The organism is Chitinophaga varians (assembly GCF_014529945.1).
Taxonomy (GTDB): domain Bacteria; phylum Bacteroidota; class Bacteroidia; order Chitinophagales; family Chitinophagaceae; genus Chitinophaga; species Chitinophaga varians.
Genome location: NZ_JACVFB010000009.1, coordinates 284,580 through 304,060, shown reverse-complemented (window position 1 = coordinate 304,060; position 19,481 = coordinate 284,580). Strand labels below are relative to the sequence as shown.

12 protein-coding genes are annotated in these 19,481 nt (G+C 50.0%); 6 read left to right on the top strand and 6 right to left on the bottom strand.

Features of this window, described 5'->3' with window-relative positions; genetic code table 11:
- Nucleotides 1–22 precede the first annotated feature (22 nt).
- Together ICL55_RS34020 and ICL55_RS34015 are read left to right on the top strand one after the other, a co-directional pair.
- The gene (locus tag ICL55_RS34020) at nucleotides 23–5,311 is read left to right on the top strand and encodes an HYR-like domain-containing protein (protein ID WP_223151686.1); all 5,289 of its coding nucleotides are present in this window, start codon (nucleotides 23–25) and stop codon (nucleotides 5,309–5,311) included.
- A gap of 132 nt (nucleotides 5,312–5,443) precedes the next feature.
- A complete protein-coding gene (locus ICL55_RS34015; RefSeq protein ID WP_188106314.1) occupies nucleotides 5,444–7,675 on the top strand; it encodes a glycoside hydrolase family 20 protein in 2,232 nt (743 codons plus the stop codon).
- A 61-nt stretch (nucleotides 7,676–7,736) separates the two neighbouring features.
- On the opposite strand, the gene ICL55_RS34010 is transcribed toward ICL55_RS34015, so the two are convergent.
- From ICL55_RS34010 to serA, 3 genes are all read right to left on the bottom strand, one after another.
- Complete coding sequence (locus tag ICL55_RS34010; protein WP_188106312.1) at nucleotides 7,737–9,323, bottom strand: S41 family peptidase; 1,587 nt, start codon at nucleotides 9,321–9,323, stop codon at nucleotides 7,737–7,739.
- A gap of 26 nt (nucleotides 9,324–9,349) precedes the next feature.
- Nucleotides 9,350–10,138 carry a hypothetical protein gene (locus tag ICL55_RS34005; protein ID WP_188106309.1) on the bottom strand — a complete coding sequence of 263 codons (789 nt, stop codon included), beginning with the start codon at nucleotides 10,136–10,138 and terminating at the stop codon, nucleotides 9,350–9,352.
- 220 nt (nucleotides 10,139–10,358) lie between these two features.
- The gene (gene serA / locus ICL55_RS34000; protein ID WP_188106306.1) at nucleotides 10,359–11,594 is read right to left on the bottom strand and encodes a phosphoglycerate dehydrogenase; all 1,236 of its coding nucleotides are present in this window, start codon (nucleotides 11,592–11,594) and stop codon (nucleotides 10,359–10,361) included.
- Nucleotides 11,595–11,914: 320 nt separating this feature from the next.
- Between serA and ICL55_RS33995 the strand changes: the two genes are divergently transcribed.
- Nucleotides 11,915–13,126, top strand: coding sequence for a serine hydrolase domain-containing protein (locus tag ICL55_RS33995; protein ID WP_246496838.1), 1,212 nt, complete (start codon nucleotides 11,915–11,917; stop codon nucleotides 13,124–13,126).
- Between the two features lie 184 nt (nucleotides 13,127–13,310).
- On the opposite strand, the gene ICL55_RS33990 is transcribed toward ICL55_RS33995, so the two are convergent.
- Nucleotides 13,311–14,288: a cation diffusion facilitator family transporter gene (locus tag ICL55_RS33990; RefSeq protein WP_188106304.1), complete on the bottom strand. Its 978-nt coding sequence runs from the start codon at nucleotides 14,286–14,288 to the stop codon at nucleotides 13,311–13,313.
- Between the two features lie 164 nt (nucleotides 14,289–14,452).
- Between ICL55_RS33990 and ICL55_RS33985 the strand changes: the two genes are divergently transcribed.
- Together ICL55_RS33985 and ICL55_RS33980 are read left to right on the top strand one after the other, a co-directional pair.
- Nucleotides 14,453–15,040 (top strand): HD domain-containing protein, encoded by a 588-nt coding sequence (locus tag ICL55_RS33985; protein ID WP_188106302.1) that lies wholly within the window; start codon nucleotides 14,453–14,455, stop codon nucleotides 15,038–15,040.
- Between the two features lie 17 nt (nucleotides 15,041–15,057).
- Nucleotides 15,058–15,588, top strand: a complete 531-nt coding sequence (locus tag ICL55_RS33980) for a hypothetical protein (protein ID WP_188106300.1) — start codon at nucleotides 15,058–15,060, stop codon at nucleotides 15,586–15,588.
- Nucleotides 15,589–15,667: 79 nt separating this feature from the next.
- On the opposite strand, the gene infC is transcribed toward ICL55_RS33980, so the two are convergent.
- Both infC and thrS read right to left on the bottom strand, forming a co-directional pair.
- Nucleotides 15,668–16,336, bottom strand: coding sequence for a translation initiation factor IF-3 (infC, locus tag ICL55_RS33975; protein WP_188106298.1), 669 nt, complete (start codon nucleotides 16,334–16,336; stop codon nucleotides 15,668–15,670).
- A 167-nt stretch (nucleotides 16,337–16,503) separates the two neighbouring features.
- Nucleotides 16,504–18,444, bottom strand: coding sequence for a threonine--tRNA ligase (gene thrS / locus ICL55_RS33970; protein ID WP_188106296.1), 1,941 nt, complete (start codon nucleotides 18,442–18,444; stop codon nucleotides 16,504–16,506).
- A gap of 601 nt (nucleotides 18,445–19,045) precedes the next feature.
- Between thrS and ICL55_RS33965 the strand changes: the two genes are divergently transcribed.
- A complete protein-coding gene (locus tag ICL55_RS33965) occupies nucleotides 19,046–19,393 on the top strand; it encodes a DUF2203 family protein (protein WP_188106294.1) in 348 nt (115 codons plus the stop codon).
- The last annotated feature ends 88 nt before the right edge of the window (nucleotides 19,394–19,481 follow it).

Here is a 19,481-nt window from a genome sequence, read left to right as displayed (position 1 = left end):
TGTACCGTTCTCCGTGAAAATCATGCAGCCTTCCACACCGCCTACCGGCATCAGTGTAAATGCAGCAGAAATTTGCGACAAAGGAGATGTGGTACTCACCCTCCAGGGTGGCAGCCTTGGTACCGATGAAAACGGTGCTACCAATGCTACCTGGAAATGGTACATCAACGGTTGCCCGGGAACTGCCAGCAGCACAGCGGTTACGCCTGATGTGATCAGCGCAGATGGCAGAACCGTTACCTTTAAAAATGTATCTACCACCACAACCTGGTTTGTACGCGCTGAAAGCGCCGGTGCTTGCGGTAATACTGCCTGCGCTTCCGCCAAAGTAATCGTGTACGAACTGCCTGCCAAAGCCAATGCAGGAGAAGACAAAACTTTCTGTAACATTACAACGGACCTGAAGCTGGAAGGTAATGATCCGAAAGCTGCCGGCGCAACCGGTACGTGGACGACCAACAACCCGAAAGCGATCATCCGCAATCCGAACCAGCCGGTAACCAATGTATACCTGCCAATCGGAGAAACGGCTACCTTCACCTGGACGATCACCAACGGTGTCTGCGCAGTGACCAGCGACGATGTGGTCCTGACCAACTACGAAACACCTGTTGTGGCCAATGCCGGTGCTGATCAGGAACATTGCGATAATGAAAACTTCACCCTCGACGGCAACGCACCTACGCAGTTTGGCGCTTCCGGTACATGGACAGCCTCCACTACCACCGGTGTGACCATCGACCAGCCTAACAACGCTAAAACGACGGTGACCGTGAAAGCTGGTACTACTGTTACCTTCACCTGGACTATCACCAACGGTACCTGCGCTGCTACTTCTGACAACGTGGTTGTCACCAACTACGCTACCGCAGCAGACGCCAATGCCGGTCCGGACCAGGAAGCATGTAACCAGGCCAGCGACTTCGTGATGAATGCCAACGCACCAAGCGTACCGACTGCCACCGGACTGTGGAAAGACATCAGCCGTATACCTGGAAGAGCGGTGATCAAACAACCTACCAACCCGCTGACTGCTGTAACAGTGCCTGTTGGCGATACCGTGGTACTGGAATGGACGATCACCAACGGTGTATGTAAAACCACTTCCAGCCGAGTAACAATTATTAACTACAAAGCAGCTGCCGTTGCCTACGCAGGTGCTGACCAGGAAAAATGTAATACCAATGCCGACTTTGTGATGGATGCCAATCAACCTGGCTCCTCCAGCGCAACCGGTACCTGGACAGACATCAGCCGTGTACCAGGCAGAGCAACTATCTACGAGCCTAACAATCCGGCTACCAGGGTGAAAGTGCCCGTAGGCGATACCGTTATCCTTAAATGGACCATCGCCAACGGTAAATGTGCCAACACTTCCAGCCAGGTAACGCTGATCAACTACGCAAAAGCACTCGATGCCAACGCCGGACCTGATCAGGAAGCATGTAACCAGCTGACAGACTTCACCCTCGCTGCCGACGCACCAAGCGTGCCTAGTGCAACAGGCTTCTGGTCTATCATCAAAGGCACTGCCGTTATCAGGTCTATCAACAGCCCGGTTTCAAAAGTGAAAGTAAATCCGGGTGATACCGTAACCCTGCGCTGGACCATCACCAACGGTGTATGTAGCTCCACCTGGGACGATGTAACCCTCATCAACTACCTGACACCAGTGGCCGCCAATGCCGGTCCTGATCAGGAACACTGTAACGATGCTACGTTCATCATGAACGCCAGCGATCCGGGTGTACCAGGCGCTAAAGGCGTATGGGTAGTGACCAGCAACAATGCTTCCCTGATCGGTATCAGCAACGCTACAGACAGAAAGGCAACGATTACCGTACCTGCCGGTGAAACAGCACAGCTGACATGGGTAGTAAGCAACGGTAAATGTGCTGCTACCAGCTCCAGCGTAACACTGATCAACCGTAAACCAATTCTGGGTAATACTATCCTGGCCGACCAGACAATATGTATGACTGAAACGCCAACGGCTATACGCGGCAACGCGCTCTCCGGTGGTAATGGTACCTACACTTATGTATGGCAACAAAGCACTACGGGTGCAGCCGGACCGTTCACCAACATCCCGGGTGCTACTACCGACACCTATCAGCCGGGCCTGCAGTCTGCAGATATCTGGTACAGAAGATTGGTATCCTCCGGTGCATGTATCAACAACATCAGCAACGTGGTGAAAATCACCGTTGTCAATAAAGCACCGATAGTTGTGTCTCAACCAGCAGCTATCACCACCGAATGCGTACAGGGTAAAGACTACACTGCCCTCTTCGGTAAACCGGTATTCAGCCACGCACCATATGATGACGTGTCCCTGAGTGTGACATATAATGACGTGACCGTAGTCACCTCACCATGTCTCACTACTATCACCCGTACGTGGACAGCCACCGACAGATGCGGTCTGTTTGTCACTGCCTCCCAGACCATCACCGTAGTGGATACAAAAGCTCCGGTGTTCATCACCCCTGCTCCGGCCAACATCACTGTTGACTGTGACAAGGTCCCGGCTAAAGTAGACCTGATCGCCAAAGATGACTGTGCCGGCAACATCACCATTCCGGTGGTGGAAGTACGGAAAGACATTCCGGGCAACTGCAGCAACAACTACCAACTGATCCGCACCTGGACAGCGAAAGATGCCTGCAACACCGGCGTGACACTAACACAGATCATTACCGTAAAAGACATGACCGCTCCGGTATTCACCATGCAGCCACCAGCTGATGCTACAGTGGATTGCGACAAAGTACCGGCCGGCATCAACCTGACCGCTACCGACAACTGTACTCCGGGCATCATCACCGTTGCCTCCAGAGACTCCATCGTTCGCAAATCAGGTATGTGTAACAGCAACTACACCATCTTCCGTAAATGGACAGCACTGGATGAATGCGGCAACGGTAACACTGTACAGCAGATCATCCGCGTACAGGATACCACCAGACCTGTATTCTCTATGCCTGCACCTAAAGACACCGTGGTAGATTGCGATAAAGTACCAGCATGGCCGGTGATCACCGCTACCGACAACTGCTCCGGTAACATCCAGGTACTCACCAGCTCCAAAACACAAAGAACACCCGGAGCTTGTGCAGGTAACTATCTGGAAATCCGTACCTGGACAGCTACTGACGATTGCGGCAACAAAGCCACCATGCAGCAGACCATCCGCGTACAGGATACCACTAAACCGGTATTCACCGTACTGCCTCCGAGAGATACCACGGTGAACTGCGACGCTATCCCTGCCCCTGTTACCAATGTAACAGCTACGGATAACTGCAGCACCAATGGCAACGGTCTGACGGTAACCCGTCAAACCATTACGGAAACCATTCCGGGTGCATGTGGTAACAACTACCGCATCATCAGGACCTGGACCGCGAAAGACGCTTGCGGTAACATCGCCACCATGAAACAGGTAGTAACCGTACAGGATACCACCCGACCAGTGATCATGCCTGCTCCGGCAGATGTGACCATATACTGTCAGGACCCGATCCCTGCGCCGGTGACCTTAACCGCCACCGACAACTGTGACCCGGCCTTCCCGAAAAAAGCAGTATACAGCGAAGATCCGTTTGTGAAAGATATCTGTAACGGCTATACGATCGTTAGAAGATGGAGCATCACAGACGCGTGCGGCAACAAAGCCAACGATGTTATCCAACGTATCATCATCAAACCTTGTCCGAAACCGCAGCTGAGCGCTACCCTGCCGGCCAACTGCTCCGATAATCCGAGAGTGGCCCTGCAACCGGTAGGTAACGTGAACCTGCCAACCTTTACCCTGGTAGCCGTAACACCTGCCAACGCTGTGACCGGCCTGCCGTTAACACAACGCAGCAACCAGTTCAACCTGAACGGTGCTACATCTGCCTCCTTCATCATGACGGATGGTAAAACAGGTTGCTCTTCCGATACCATGACTTACCAGCTGAACTACATTCAGAAACCGGTAGTCAACCTCGGCAAAGACACCACCATCTGCGGCGGCAACAGCCTCGTACTCGATGCAGGCGCTTCCAACTTTGCCTACACCATCAAGTGGTCTACCGGAGAATCTACTCAACGGATCAAGATCACCCAGGCAGGCACTTACTGGGTCAGCGTAAGCAACGGCCAGTGTATCACCAGCGATACCATTAAAGTTGGGCTCATCCCCACTCCGCTGGTAAGCATTCCGGACACCACCATCTGCCGTGGCCAATCCGTAAAACTGGACGCTTATGTAGACGGCGCTACCTATCTCTGGAGCAATGGCGCTACCACCTCTTCTATCCTCGTCAGCACACAGGAACAATTCTGGGTGAAAGTGATGAAGAGCGCTTGTATCACCATCGACACCGTGAAAGTGAGCGTAAATCCGCCACCGGATATCACCCTGAGCCGCGACACGGCGATCTGCCCTGACCAGTCCATCATGCTCACCGTTACCTCTAACGGCGGCCGCATCAAATGGCAGACAGGCGAAACCAGCAACTCCATCATCGTCAACAAACCTGGCGGCTACTGGGTGGCTGTAAGCAGAGACAACTGCGTGGTAAAAGATACCGTTAACGTAAGAATGAAACCGGGTATCCAGGTAGACCTCGGCCCTGACAGGAATATCTGCCCTGACGGCACCGTTACTTTCAACGGCACCAACACAGACGCAATATCCTACCTCTGGAACGACGGCGATACCAACCCGATCAAACAGGTAAGCCAGGCCGGCAAATACAAACTGGCCGTGATGGACAGGTTCTGCCAACGAGTATACCTCGACAGCGTGAACGTAAACATCACCGGTGTACCGAAAATCAACCTGGGCAACGATACCGTGATGTGTATAGGTGAAACCCTGACACTCCGCGCTGAGGGCAACGGCATCACCAGCGTACGCTGGGATAACGGCAGCACCTCGCCCACCCTGCAGGTTACCAACGGTGGCACTTACACAGTGACCGTGTTCAATGATTGCGGCAGCGCAACAGACGACATCAGAGTCAACTTCACCCAGTGCGAACCGAAACCGCAGTTCCCGAACGCCTTCTCACCAAATGGTGACGGACGGAACGATGTGTTCAGACCAATAGTACGCGGACCTATGTTCGACTACGAACTGCGGATCTTCAACCGTTGGGGCGAACTGATCTTCATCTCCTCCGACAGCCACAAAGGATGGGACGGTAAGTTCAAGGGCAGCCCGGTAGATATCGGCACCTACGTATGGTGGCTCACCTACAAAAAAGTAGCCGGCGGCGCTTCCAATGTTATCAAAGGCGAAGTGACCGTGGTAAGATAAAAGTGTAATCGAATACTCCTGTTGCAGAAAGCATAAGGCCTCCGGGCTTTATGCTTTCTGCTTTTTAAGCCCTCTGCCACGCTCTTTTTTGTGATTCTTTCCCTATCATTGTCCTTTAATTTTGTCAAGCTTATGTTTAAGTATTGTGTCAGTGTGTTGTTGTTGACAGCATGCAGCGTGCTCCCGGGAAAAGCGCAGTATACCGGTAATCTGGACCTGATTCCGCGCCCCACGCAGCTTACAGCCGGCAGCGGCTTTTTTCATCTCAACGGGCAAGCGCTCGTTTTCCCGGGAAAGGATTTCCGGCCAGCCTCACAACTGCTGAAGGAAATGGGCGCCTTCCCGGCCAACGGGAAAACCCGCTCCACGATCCTCTTCAGACAGGCTAACGCCACCACCATACCACATCCCGATGGGTACCGCATCCGCATCTCGCCCACGGCGATAACCATCGACGCCCGCAGCAACGCCGGCGCCATCAATGCCGCACTGGCGATTGTACAACTCAGCTGGCTGCAGCCCGACCGTACGCTGCTCCCCTGTGCAGATATTGCCGATCAGCCACGCTTCGGCTACCGCGGTGTACACCTCGATGTGTCCCGCAACTTTTTCCCGGCGACTTATGTTAAACGCTTTATCGATCTGATGGCGCTATATCGCATGAACACCTTCCACTGGCATCTGACCGACGGAGCCGGCTGGCGACTGGAAATCAAAAAATATCCGGAGCTAACCCAACAAGCGGCATGGCGCAACACCGCCAACTGGAAAGAATGGTGGAAAAGCGATCGCCACTATTCCCATGAAGGAGACCCTAACGCCTACGGCGGTTACTATACACAACAGGAAGCGAAGGACATCGTAGCCTATGCTGCCGCCCGGGGTATTACCGTGATTCCGGAAATAGAAATGCCCGGCCACTCAGAAGAAGTCCTGGCCATGTATCCCAACCTGTCCTGCTCCGGTATTCCTTATAAAAATTCAGAGTTTTGCCTCGGCAATGATTCTACATTCTATTTTCTCCAAAATGTCCTGGATGAAGTAATGGCCATCTTCCCGTCCCGGTACATTCACATTGGCGGTGATGAAGCGTCTACCAAAGCGTGGAAACAATGCCCCAAGTGCCAGCAGCGCATCCACACGGAGCATCTTAAAGATGAAAAGGAGCTGCAGAGCTACGCCATCCGCCGCATGGAAAAATTCCTGATTTCCCGTCATCGCAAACTGCTCGGATGGGATGAAATACTGGAAGGCGGCCTCGCACCGGAAGCCACGGTGATGTCGTGGCGCGGCGAGAGCGGCGGTATCGCGGCAGCCAAAGCTGGCCACGATGTCGTGATGACGCCCGGCGCTTATTGTTACTTCGACAGCTATCAGGCCGACCCGGTTACCCAACCGGAAGCGATCGGAGGATTCCTTCCGCTGGAAAAAGTCTACAGCTATGAACCCGTTCCGCGGGAGCTCGACAGCGCCGCGGCTAAACATGTACTGGGCGCGCAGGCCAATATCTGGACAGAATACATTCCTAATTCCTACCACCTCGAATACATGACCTATCCCAGGATGATAGCCCTGTCTGAGGTCGTATGGTCTGATACCTTGCACAAAAAATGGGACGATTTCCATCAACGGATACAATCCCATTATCTCTTACTCCAACGGCTAAACGTAAATTACTACCGCCCTTCCTATGCAGTGAGCATCCATCCGGAAATCATTACCACACAGCATGAGGCGGCCATTACCTTCAGCTCAGAGCAGTATCGTCCACAGATACGTTACACCCTGGACGGCTCCACGCCCACCCCGCAGTCAACGTTGTACAACGGCCGATTTGCGGTAAAAGGCACTGCGGTTGTAACAGCGGCCATCTTCCAGGACACGCTGCTGAAAGGCAAACCAGCAGTGCTTGCGGTAGACGATCATATTGCTCTGGGCAAAAAAGTGATCTATAACAGACCTTACAACGAAAAATATGCAGCGCAGCGGGAAGCCACGCTGGTGAACGGGTACCGGGGTTCATTAACCTATGGGGATGGCCAGTGGCAAGGGTTCCTGGGCGACATGGACGTTACGGTGGACCTGGAAAAAGTAACGCCACTGCATACACTGTCTGTCAATTTTATGCAGCTGACCGGCCCGGGCGTTTATATTCCGGCATGGGTGGAGGTACAGTTATCTGACGACGGACAACATTTCCGGACAGTACAACAGATCAACAATGACGTCCCTGTTAGCTTGTCTACACTGGCTTTCAAAGATTTCAAATTCAATCTTGGTCAACAGCAGGCACGTTACGTACGCATCCACGCAAAGAACGAACAACGTGGGTTCATGTTTACCGACGAGATCATTATCTACTGATAAAAAAATCCCCGCAAAGCGCTACGAAAGGCTTTGCGGGGATATATAATTTTAAATTCTCTTAGTGGCTGCTGCGTATGATGCGGCTACGTTCGTAGTCCACCATGCCGTTAAAGCCGCTCACCGGTTTCAGTGACGGGATCGCCTGACGCAGGTCATTCAATTCACTGCTGGCGACACGGGCGCTGGAGGTATAACTACCGGTAGTCAGATAATTAACGATCGCTTTCAGGTTGTCATCTTTCTGTGTATTTCCCCACGGCACATTCACGTAATCATTAGCAGGCGCATTCACATCAATACCAGTGAAATATCCTCCCTCTCCATTCGCATTTTTTGTCTCGAAGTTAATAGCATACAGGTCTGCCAGATATTTCTGATTGTGATTCTGATCAAACACAGAAATATTAAAATCGATAAAGCCGACCGGCTTGCCGTATGTCTTAGCCCCTACCAGTTTCACGGACATATACGGCTTCAGGTTGTTCAGCGTCAACTCGCTGGCGGACGCCGTATTACCGGTGGTAATGAAGAACACATTGTCCAGATTGAGCTTGCTGGTAGTCGCCGCAAATTTGGTGGTGGTGGTCAGTTTAACTTCCGAGATATGGGCCATCAGCTTGTCATTAAAGATCGTATTGTACATCAATTGACCTGCTGCGCCAGCAGGCGCAATGGCATTGTCAAGGTATTCTGCCGTGGACACCGCACCTCCTCCATTGTAGCGGAAATCCACTACGAGGTTGGTAATGCCCTGCGACGCAAATTTGGCGAATAGCTGGTCCAGCACCGTCCGTGTATAGGTATCCTGGCCGTTGCTGTTGATAATGCTGGAGAAAGTATACATCGAAAAATAACCCACTTTCTTCGCGATGTTATTTTTGTCTGTTACAGTAAACACCGTATCAAATACAACAGGATTGATATTGTAGCTGCCAGTGGTAAGCGTTTTCGTGATGGTGCTTCCGTCCAGGCGTTTAAATCCGAGCGTTACAGAGGTGCTGTTGAAGATAGCGTTATACAATGACAGCAGGAAAGTTTGATTGGTAGAGATATTGCTGTTACCGTTTACAGAGATGATTTCCCAGCCGCGGGTAACGCCGATTTGTCCGGCAGGGCCGTTCTTATCAGCATACAATATAAAGATGTGGGCGTTGTTGCTATTGTCCAGCGCCACACCATAATCCAGTCCGAAATCGCCGTTGTTGGTAGCCGCAAAAGTCTGTGCCGAGATACCGTTCATCAGCTTATTGGTCAACACCCCATTGCGGTCCAGGAAGCTGTAATGATCATAGGGCTTCGTCGTCACCGGATTAATGGCGTATGATTTCATGACAGACAGCAGGCTGTCGGCATTGGCATATTTGGCATCCATCGGGTTGAGGGACTGCACATTGGCGTACCAGTAGTAGGTAGGTAACCCGGCAGACGCGTTGCGGCCGCCGTCTGCATAGGAGACTTGCATGATCTGATACATCAGGTATTTCAGGGAATCTTCGTAGGCAGATGCCGGCTTACTGGTGGTATCTATACCGGACGGTGCAGGCCCCGAATTTTTATTGTCTTTGCGGCAGGCCGTCCATAAAAGTACGCAGGCAATGCCGGTAAGGGCGATCCTGGCTCCTGAGGTAAACAGATTTGTATGCATAATAACGGTTATGACTATTTGAAATACTACGGGTGCGCCGCCAATGTCTGTCTTGTCCAGAATTCTGTGGAAAAGAACAGCATCATTTTCATGCGGGTTTCTTCATCCGGCATGGCCGGTGCGCCGCCATCCTTGCTGGCTTTGGCTTGTTTTTCCCGCAGAATTTTCTCCTGCTCCCGACGTTCGGTCGCGCTCAGGGAGTTTACTTTAAAACGGTAAGCCACCGGTTTATCGTATCCGGCAGGTATACCTGCCACTGAAAGTGGTACGGCCAATTCGCAAACCAGGTTGCCTGCTGCGTCGAAAGCCGCGGCGGTACGAATACCATTGGTATTGGCGACCGGGACGTTACCGTCAGCTACGCCGGTAAGCCCTTCTACTTTAATCTGTTTCACATTCGCAAGGGCCTGTCGTCTCCATTCTTCCGCCAGCTTCTGGCGGGATTCCTGCGGTACGTCAGGGGTATTATTGATTTCCCCTACCAGCGGGAAGGTGATCATGGCACCTCCTTTCTTTTTCCCCGTGGGGTTGATGGACACACTCAGTCCGGAACGAAGAATACGTTGCTGGCTTATCTTATCAGGCACGCTCACGATCAGGAACAGGGTATCCTTATTATTGGCGATCGTATAAAAGAGTTTGGTATCGTTGTTATAAAACTGCAGTGGCTTAGGCCATTCTGTTGCCTGGCCATCAATGCTGATGTTTTCGGGGGCCCATTTATTGGGCTCGCTATCCTGCGCGTTGACATTTACCTGCCATAGCAGTGCGGCTGCTAATGCTACCCCTGCCATGCGTACGTTGATACTGTTCATGCTTTTGTTTTGATTGCTGTTTACGCTTGCAAGGATAACAAACAAATCTGAAACAATTTACATAAAAAGTGGGGAAGACAGGAAAAAGAATCGATGAAAGGGGTTGCCGGGAAGATAGAATCGGTATTTGCTCATTTGAAATTTTGTTATTTGATTATTTACGGACTGCTATGAAAAACAGTCTATAAATAATCAAATAACAAAATGGTAAAATATCTGACTAATAAAGAAGTCTGGCTTTGATCGTATGTTTCACGTCTTTCAGCAATGCCAGGGCTTCCTGAGACAGCTGACGATCTACGTCGAGCACCACATAACCAATCTGATCGTTGGTTTTAAGATACTGTCCGAGGATATTGATTTTGTTTTCAGACAGGGCCGTGTTGATGGCAGACAGCACACCCGGTACGTTCTGGTGTACGTGCAGGATACGATGGGTATTTTCGATCGGCGGCACGCTGATGGCGGGCACCGTATGAGAACCAAAGCTGGCGCCTTTTTCAAGGTAGTTGAGCAGTTTGGCGCTCACATCGAGGCCGATGTTATGCTGCGCTTCCTCCGTACTGCCACCGATATGCGGTGTGAGGATCACGTTCGACAGTTTCTGCAATGGTGTGGTGAAAGCAGCGCCGTTTTTTTCCGGTTCTACCGGGAACACATCTACGGCGGCGCCGGACAGCTGGCCGCTTTCCAGGGATTCTTTCAGTGCTTCCAGGTCCACCACTTCTCCCCTTGCATAGTTCAGGAAGATAGCGCCTTTCTTCACGTAGGAAAGGGTTTCCCGGTTGATCATCATCTCGGTGGTCCTGTTGGAAGGCACGTGCAGGGAGATGATATCTGCCTGTTCAAACAGTTCCTTCAGGGAGCGCTGTTGCACCGCATTGCCCAGCGGCAGTTTGGTCTCTGCGTCATAATACATCACGTTCATGCCCATGCCTTCGGCCAGCACGCTCACCTGGCTACCGATGTTACCATAACCAACGATACCCAGCGTTTTGCCTCTCAGTTCATAACTGCCTTTGGCCTCTTTCATCCAGATACCGTTATGCGCAGCGGCGTTTTTATCAACAATGCGGCGGATCAGTACAATAGACAGCCCAATCACCAGTTCCGCTACTGAACGGGTATTGGAATAAGGGGCATTGAAAACAGCTACGCCATGTTCTGTGGCTGCTTTAAGGTCTACCTGATTGGTGCCAATGCAGAAACACCCGATTGCCTGCAGTTTCTTCGCAGCCTCCAGCACCTTGCGGGTGACTTGTGTTTTGGAACGGATACCTAATAAATGAACATCCTTGATTTCGTTGATCAGATCTGCTTCACTGAGCGCTCCGGCCACTTTGCGTACCGAATAGCCTGCGGAGGTAAATTCCGCCACAGCGGCGTCACTGATATTCTCCAACAATAAAATGCTGATCTTTTCCTTCGGATAACTTGTAGACTTTACCTGTTCCATAATATTATTAAGAATTATATATATATTTCACACTCGCAATTGGCTTAATAATTGCGGTTACGCGGGACTAACAAGGCCACAAACCTACTCTATGTTGGGGAATAATCAAATACTGTCATAGTCAAATTCGATTTTTATCAAAAAAACAGGCATCTACCCCTGTTTTTTTTGATGATTTAATGATCAACAGGCTTAAAAATGTATTAAAAGCGGGTTGGATGCCTGGTAATATTTGGTACACATTGACAATGAGTATAATTTTAACGCCTTGAAAATATTGAGAGAGAATAAGCATTAAGTAAGTCAGTGAATCACCTCTAATGAAGCGATTGAAAGCAGTAAGCATCATCTTATCTATCACGGGAATTGCCATTATCTCCAGCTGCCAGGGCAATGCAGCACGCAGGGAAGCTAACAGAAAAAAAGCCATATCAGACAGTACCCTGTATACGCTTAATTTAACAGAAGCACAGCGGGAAGCCATCCTTAAGGCACCACACACCGTACAATTACAACGGGAACTGAATGCATTTTATACCGGGAAACTATTACGCAGCGGCTTTAACGGCGCTATCCTGGTAGCTAAAAAAGGCGTTATCATCTTTGAACAATATCATGGTTTGGAGAACTACCGGACTAAAACACCGGTGGTAGACAGTTCCGCATTCCAACTGGCATCCGTCTCCAAAACCTTTACCGGCGCAGCTGTGCTGTGGCTGGCAGAGAAAAAGAAACTGAGCCTGGAAGATTCCGTTCAGAAATTCTTCCCCGAATTTCCGTATAAAGGAATCAATGTACGCATGCTGCTCAATCATCGCAGTGGCTTGCCCAACTATCTTTATTTCTGCGACAGCCTCTGGAAAGATCAGGCGGCCTTCATCACCAACGATCAGGTGATCCGGCTGATGGAACAACACAAGCCTCCTATCCAGCACCTGCCGGACACCCACTTCCAATATTGTAATACGAACTATCTCCTGCTGGCCTCCATTATTGAAAAAGCTACGGGACAGAAATACGCGGACTTCATGCAGCAAACATTCTTCAAACCCCTGCAGATGGTCAATACCTTCGTCTATGACCCGGCTTCCACGCCGCGTCGTCACCAGACCCAAAGCCATAAATATAATGGTCAGGCCGAACCAGACACCTACTTCGATGGTGTGATGGGCGACAAAGGCATCTACAGCACGGCCCGCGATATGCTTAAATGGGACCAGGCATTGTATTCCGGTCAACTGCTGGATTCTGCCACGCTGAAAGCGGCCTATACTCCCTACAGCCACGAAAAGCCAGGCATCCGTAACTATGGACTGGGCTGGCGTTTGATGGTATACCCCGACAGCACTAAAAATATTGTCTATCATAACGGCTGGTGGCATGGTAACAACACCGTGTTCTATCGCTTTGTGCAGGACACTACTACCCTCATCATTCTGGGCAACAAATACAACCGCGGTATTTATCAGGCGGTAAAACCCATCCGCGAAATGATGGGCCATGGTGATGGTGAAGAAGCCGGCGCGGAATAGTTTCACGCAAAGGCGCAAAGCAGCAAAGAGCGCAAAGATTTTTTAAGACTAACAACAAAGAAAGCAAAGGGGCGAAGATCAACATTTGATCTTCGCCCCTTTGCTTTCTTTGTTGTCTTAATATATTTTCTTTGCGCTCTTTGCTGCTTTGCGCCTTTGCGTGAACCCTCCGAGCTGGCGGGCACTACCCGTGCTTTCTATTCGGCAACACATTGTCCCTCGTCCACGTAATTTCTCCGGTGAAAGCATGTTTCCTGACGGGGCAAGCCTCTTTCAGACAATAGTGGCAGCAGGAAGGAATACAGGGGTCCATATGAATAAAGAACTCCACCTCACTTCCTTCAAACCCTTTATTGACGAGCACTTCCACCCGTTTCATTTCATCATGGGCTTCGGTCAGCGTGAGGTAGTAAGGCATCGTAATATGACAGTCGATGTGGTAGTTGTTGCCGTACTGCTGCACCCGCATATTGTGGATGTCTATCCAGTTGGGCACGCGCGCTGCAGAGAGGATCGCGATCACCTTATCGACCACCTGCATATCTGTTTCATCCATCAGGCCTGAAATAGAGCGGCGCATCAGTTGATAACCTTTGGTAAGAATGAGGATGCTCATCAGCACGGAAACGGCCGGGTCGAGCCAGTTCCAACCGGTGAAGTGGATGACGCCCAGCGCAATCATCAGGCCCACGCTGCTGTATACGTCTGTCATGATATGCTGGCCGTTACCACTCAGCGTGATAGAGCCCAGCGTACGGCCGGAGCGGATCAGATAGAGGCCCAGCAACAGGTTGGCCAGTGTGGTGGAACCGAGCAGCCACAAGCCGCTGCTCATTTCATGCAGCTCCTTTGGCGTGATAAAATACTGTACCGCTTTAAAAAGGATGAGTACCCCCGCGAAGAAAATCATGGCGCCTTCAAAGCCGATGGAGAAAAACTCCACTTTGCCGTGTCCGTAAGGGTGATTGGCATCTTTGGGCTTACCGGACAGGTATATGCTATAACTGGCAAAACCTCCGGCCACCACGTTGATAATAGATTCCATCGCATCAGAGAGGATAGCCACGGAATGGGTCAGATAGTAGGCCACGAACTTGGCCACGGTCAGGATGAAACTAACAATAAGCGACACCAGGATGACGCGTAATTCTCTTCTTAGCAAGTAGATCAGATTGTATGGGTGTGAAAGTACAAAGGTACGGTTATTACTGTATCGCTCCCACTGCGGTCGCTGTGAAAATTAATATTCCCGTAACACCGGCCCGCCAAAATTTTACGAAATTAATAGACTAAATAACCGCCCCCTAACGTAAACCCATAAACGAAATGAACAGTAGAGAAATCCGGGCCAATGCTGTGGTAGACGAACTTTTTGGTTTGTACGAGCAATATGGCCATCATGCCTATGGAGAACAGGTGACTATGTTGATGCATATGATGCAATCCGCCCTCATAGCCGAACAGACCGGTTTCGATGATGAAATGATATTGGCAGCCTTTCTGCACGATATTGGCCACTTCTTTGAAAGTGGCGACCAGATGGACATCTACGGTGCGCAGGCACACGACACCGTGGGATACCGTTATCTCACCTCCTGCGGATTCCCTCCCAGAATGGGACAGCTGGTAGCCAGTCATGTTGCCGCCAAAAGATACCTCACATGGACAGACAGCGCCTACTACGATACGCTTTCAGACGCCAGCAAGGAAACATTACGATACCAGGGTGGCCCGATGACAGCCGCCGAAGCCACGATATTCCGTGCCGATCCGCTGTTTGAACAGTACATTCAGTTAAGGATCTGGGACGATATGGGGAAAGACCCGGACATGCCGGTAGCGCAGCCAGACCTGGAAAGGATGCGAACCCGCATGCTCCGTTACCTGCTGGCATATGGACAACTGGGAGATTAATTCTATATTGCCATGGTATGAAACTCAGAGAAGAAATACTATCGGCCCACAGCAAAGAACATTCCCTTTACATAGCCGGCTGGATTGGCGGCGATGCCGCGCGGTTCCGGCAACTGATGCAGCTTTTTCTGGAAGACGAATACCGGGTAGTGCAACGAAGTGCCTGGATCATCAGTCTGGTCGCAGATAAACATCCGGAGCTGATGGTCCCTCACCTGCCGCAAATGGTGGCCCGTATGGAAACCGATGGACTGCCTTCGGCGGTGAAACGGAACGTGCTGCGGGTATTGCAGGATATTACCCTGCCGCCCGATCTGCACGGACCTATCATGAACGCCTGCTTTCAATACCTCGAGGACCCTAAAGAGATGATCGCCATTAAAGCCTTCGCCATGACGATATTATCCCATCTCGCGGTGGCTTATCCGGATATTAAGAATGAAATACGGATCCTGGTGGAAGACCTGCTGGAGCATGAGCCTTCTCCGGGCATCCGTTCACGCGCGAAAAAGGTGTTGAAAGCAATTGCCCCTTCTGCATTATCGTAGCAGCCTTTTTTACCAAACAAAGAAGCGGCACAACAGGTAGATGATACCTGCTGGTGCCGCTGTATAAGTTGGGTACCAATTAAGCTTTGTCTTCCGGTTTGCTTTCAGCAACGCGAGGTTCCTTCGGCTCTTTTGGCTCTCTGGGTTCTTTTGGTTCCTTTTCTTTTTTCTTGGCAGTCTTTGGTGCGAAGATGGCGATCATGCGTTTACCTTCCATGGTAGGCATGCTTTCCAGGCCGCCTACTTCAGCCAGCCTTTCAGCGAACTTCAGCAGGATCAGCTCTCCACGCTCCTTAAACATGATAGCACGACCTTTGAACTGTACATAGGTTTTCACCTTGTTACCTTCTTTCAGGAAGTTCTCCGCATGTTTGGCTTTAAAGTCAAAGTCATGATCATCGGTGTTAGGCGTAAAGCGGATTTCTTTCACCTCGCTTTTGTGCGCCTTCGCCTTCATTTCCTTTTCCTTCTTTTTCTTTTCGTAAAGGAATTTATTGTAGTCGATGATACGGCATACGGGGGGCGCGGCATTAGGGGATATTTCCACGAGGTCGAGGCCTTGTTCCTCAGCCATACGCAGGGCGTCCTCCGTTCTGTAAACGCCTACCTCCACATTTTCACCTACCAGTCTGACCTCAGGAACACGGATCATTCTGTTGGTCCGGTGTTCTTGTTGTTGTTCCCTGCGGAAATTCGGGTTTCTGCCCCGATTATTACCGCCAAAATTTGGTCTGGGTTTTTGTTGCATTAAAAAAATTAAGATTTATTAATTATTGTTCATAGTCCATGGTCCATATCCCACACATGGACCAAAAACAACTTATACAAAAATAAGGGGAAAATTCTGTGCAATTAACATACCTGAATTCAGGAATGTTCATTGTTTTATATACTTCTTTTCCACATTTAAGTATGTTACTCGATTGGCTTGCGGTTGATCACCTCTTCATTTACCAGTGTGGTAAACTGTTCCAGGGTCATGGTTCCGAGGTCACCTTTGGCTTGCCGGCGAACAGCGACGATATTGTCGGCCGCTTCTTTTTCGCCGAGGACCAGCATATATGGTACTTTGGCGAGTTCTGTATCGCGGATTTTCTTACCTATTTTTTCGCTTCTGTCGTCAATCTCAGCGCGAATTTCCGCTTTTTTCAGCAATTCTGCCACTTTTTCTGCGTAGGCCTGGGTTTTCTCGCTGATAGGCAGGATTTTCACCTGTGTAGGCGCCAGCCACAGCGGGAATTTGCCCGCACAGTGTTCGATCAGTACGGCGATGAACCTTTCCAGCGAACCGAATGGCGCGCGGTGGATCATGACCGGGCGGTGACGCTGATTGTCGGCGCCGATATATTCCAGTTCAAAGCGCTCCGGCAGGTTGTAGTCCACCTGGATCGTCCCCAGCTGCCATTTACGGCCGAGGGCATCTTTCACCATGAAGTCCAGTTTCGGGCCGTAGAAAGCCGCTTCACCGTATTCAATCACCGTGTTCAGTCCTTTCTCCGCCGCAGACTCAATGATGGCCTGCTCAGCCAGGTTCCAGTTCTCTTCTGTACCGATATACTTGCTGCGGTCTTCCTTGTCGCGCAGGGAAATCTGAGCAGTGTACTCCGTAAAGCTGAGGCTGTTGAACACATACATCACCAGATCGATCACTTTCTGAAATTCTTCTTTTACCTGGTCAGGACGGCAGAACAGGTGGGCATCGTCCTGAGTAAACCCTCTTACGCGGGTCAGGCCGTGCAGTTCACCGTGCTGCTCGTAGCGGTATACCGTACCGAATTCCGCGAAACGTACCGGCAGGTCTTTGTAAGACTTCGGAGAGCCTTTATACAGTTCGCAGTGGTGCGGACAGTTCATGGGTTTCAGCATGAACTCCTCGCCTTCTTCCGGTGTGTGGATAGGCTGGAAGCTGTCTTTACCATATTTCTCGTAGTGACCGGAAGTCACGTACAGGTTTTTGTTGCCAATGTGTGGAGTGACCACAGGCAGATAGCCGCTGGCCAGCTGCGCTTCCTGGAGGAAACGTTGCAGGCGTTCCCGCAGCATAGCGCCTTTGGGCAGCCACATAGGAAGGCCCAGTCCCACTTTCTCGGAGAACATGAACAGTTCCAGTTCCTTGCCCAGTTTGCGGTGATCGCGTTTCTTCGCTTCTTCGATCAGTGTCAGGTATTCGTCCAGTTCTTTCTGGTTCGGGAACGTGATACCATAGATGCGGGTCAGCATCTTGTTTTTCTCATTACCGCGCCAGTAAGCACCCGCGATGCTGGTCAGCTTAATGGATTTGATGAAGCTGGTGTTCGGGATGTGGGGGCCACGGCACAGATCTGTAAAACCACCCTGGGTATAGAAAGTGATGCTACCGTCGGGCAGTTCATTGATGGTTTCTATTTTGTAAGGGTCGCCCTTCTCTGTGAAATAAGCCAGTGCATCGGCTTTGCTCACGTCTTTGCGAACGTATTCGCTGTTCTTTTTGGACAGCTCTACCATCTTGGCTTCTACCGCTTTCAGGTCCTCTTCGGAGATGGTGCGGTCGCCCAGATCAATATCGTAGTAAAAACCGTTTTCAATAGAGGGACCGTAACCCAGTTTCACGCCGGGATACAGCGCTTCCAGAGCTTCGGCCATCAGGTGAGCGGAAGAATGCCACATGGTGGATTTACCATCTGTATCCGTCCACGTCAGGAGCTGTAACGTAGCATCCGTTGTAACCGGGCGTGTAGCGTCCACTACCTGCCCATTAACTTTTGCAGCCAATACTTTACGTGCCAATCCTTCGCTGATGGATTTGGCAATGTCCAATGCAGTTACTCCTGGTTCATACTGACGAACTGCGCCATCCGGAAAAGTGATATTTATCATACGTTTTACTATTAGCGTCATACTTTTTCATATGCGCTATATTTCCTTTATAAAATGTTTGCGAAGTTAAGAAATAGTTTGTTAGCTTTTTGCTTAGTCCGCCAGCGAATTCCAAGGAATTTAAAAATAATGGTCCGCGCAGCGGTGGGGTATCAGTCCGGAAAGTCAACAAAGCCTGTAAATATAATGAAATTACCCCACTTTACAAAACTGATGATCGGCGAATGATCAGAAAGTTGACAAAATCGTTATTGCGGATGGTGGGTTGACGAGAATTTGATTGTCATCCGGCGATATACCTGCCTTTGACAGGCCAACTCCCCATACAGAGCCACCACAGCCAACTACATTCATTTACTTTTTTCTGAAAGACAATTTCCCTACCTCATTTTTCATCTCCCGAAAACAGGATTTTTAAAATTTGTTGTGCAATAAATTGGGTTAATAAAGCAGGTGCAATAAATTTGTTTTTATATCTTAAAATTATTCTTTTTGTATAATTAATAATCATAAAATAGTATATATATCAGAACCAAAACGTAATCCTTTATTAGCCGGTGGCAATCTTCGGATTTATAACATCTTAAAAGATGAACTTAAAATGGATGCCGCCAATGCCCGGGAGTTGCTGGCGGAAATCGACAATATCGTCAATGATCGCTTTCAGGACATCATACGATATGCTAAAGCCGTAGCCGAAATCAATGAAAGGAATATCAATGAAGGACTAAATCGAATTGAACATAAAACAGACCAAATAGATAAAACAAATAAGCAAAATCTTGAGCTGTTGGGCAAACGAATAGAAAGTACCGCCGACAAACTGAACCGGATTGAGGCAGAAGTCAAAGACCCTTTCAATCCAGGCTTCATGTATTGGCTCCATTGGTTTCTGATTGTCATAGGGGCTGCTATGATGGTATTCCTTGTAGTGTTAGCAAGTCGATAAAGACCACGCTGAAAAAATCTATTCAAAGATGAGTACAACCGGGCTTTTACAATATATAGCCATTACAGGCACAATTCTGAGCATGATT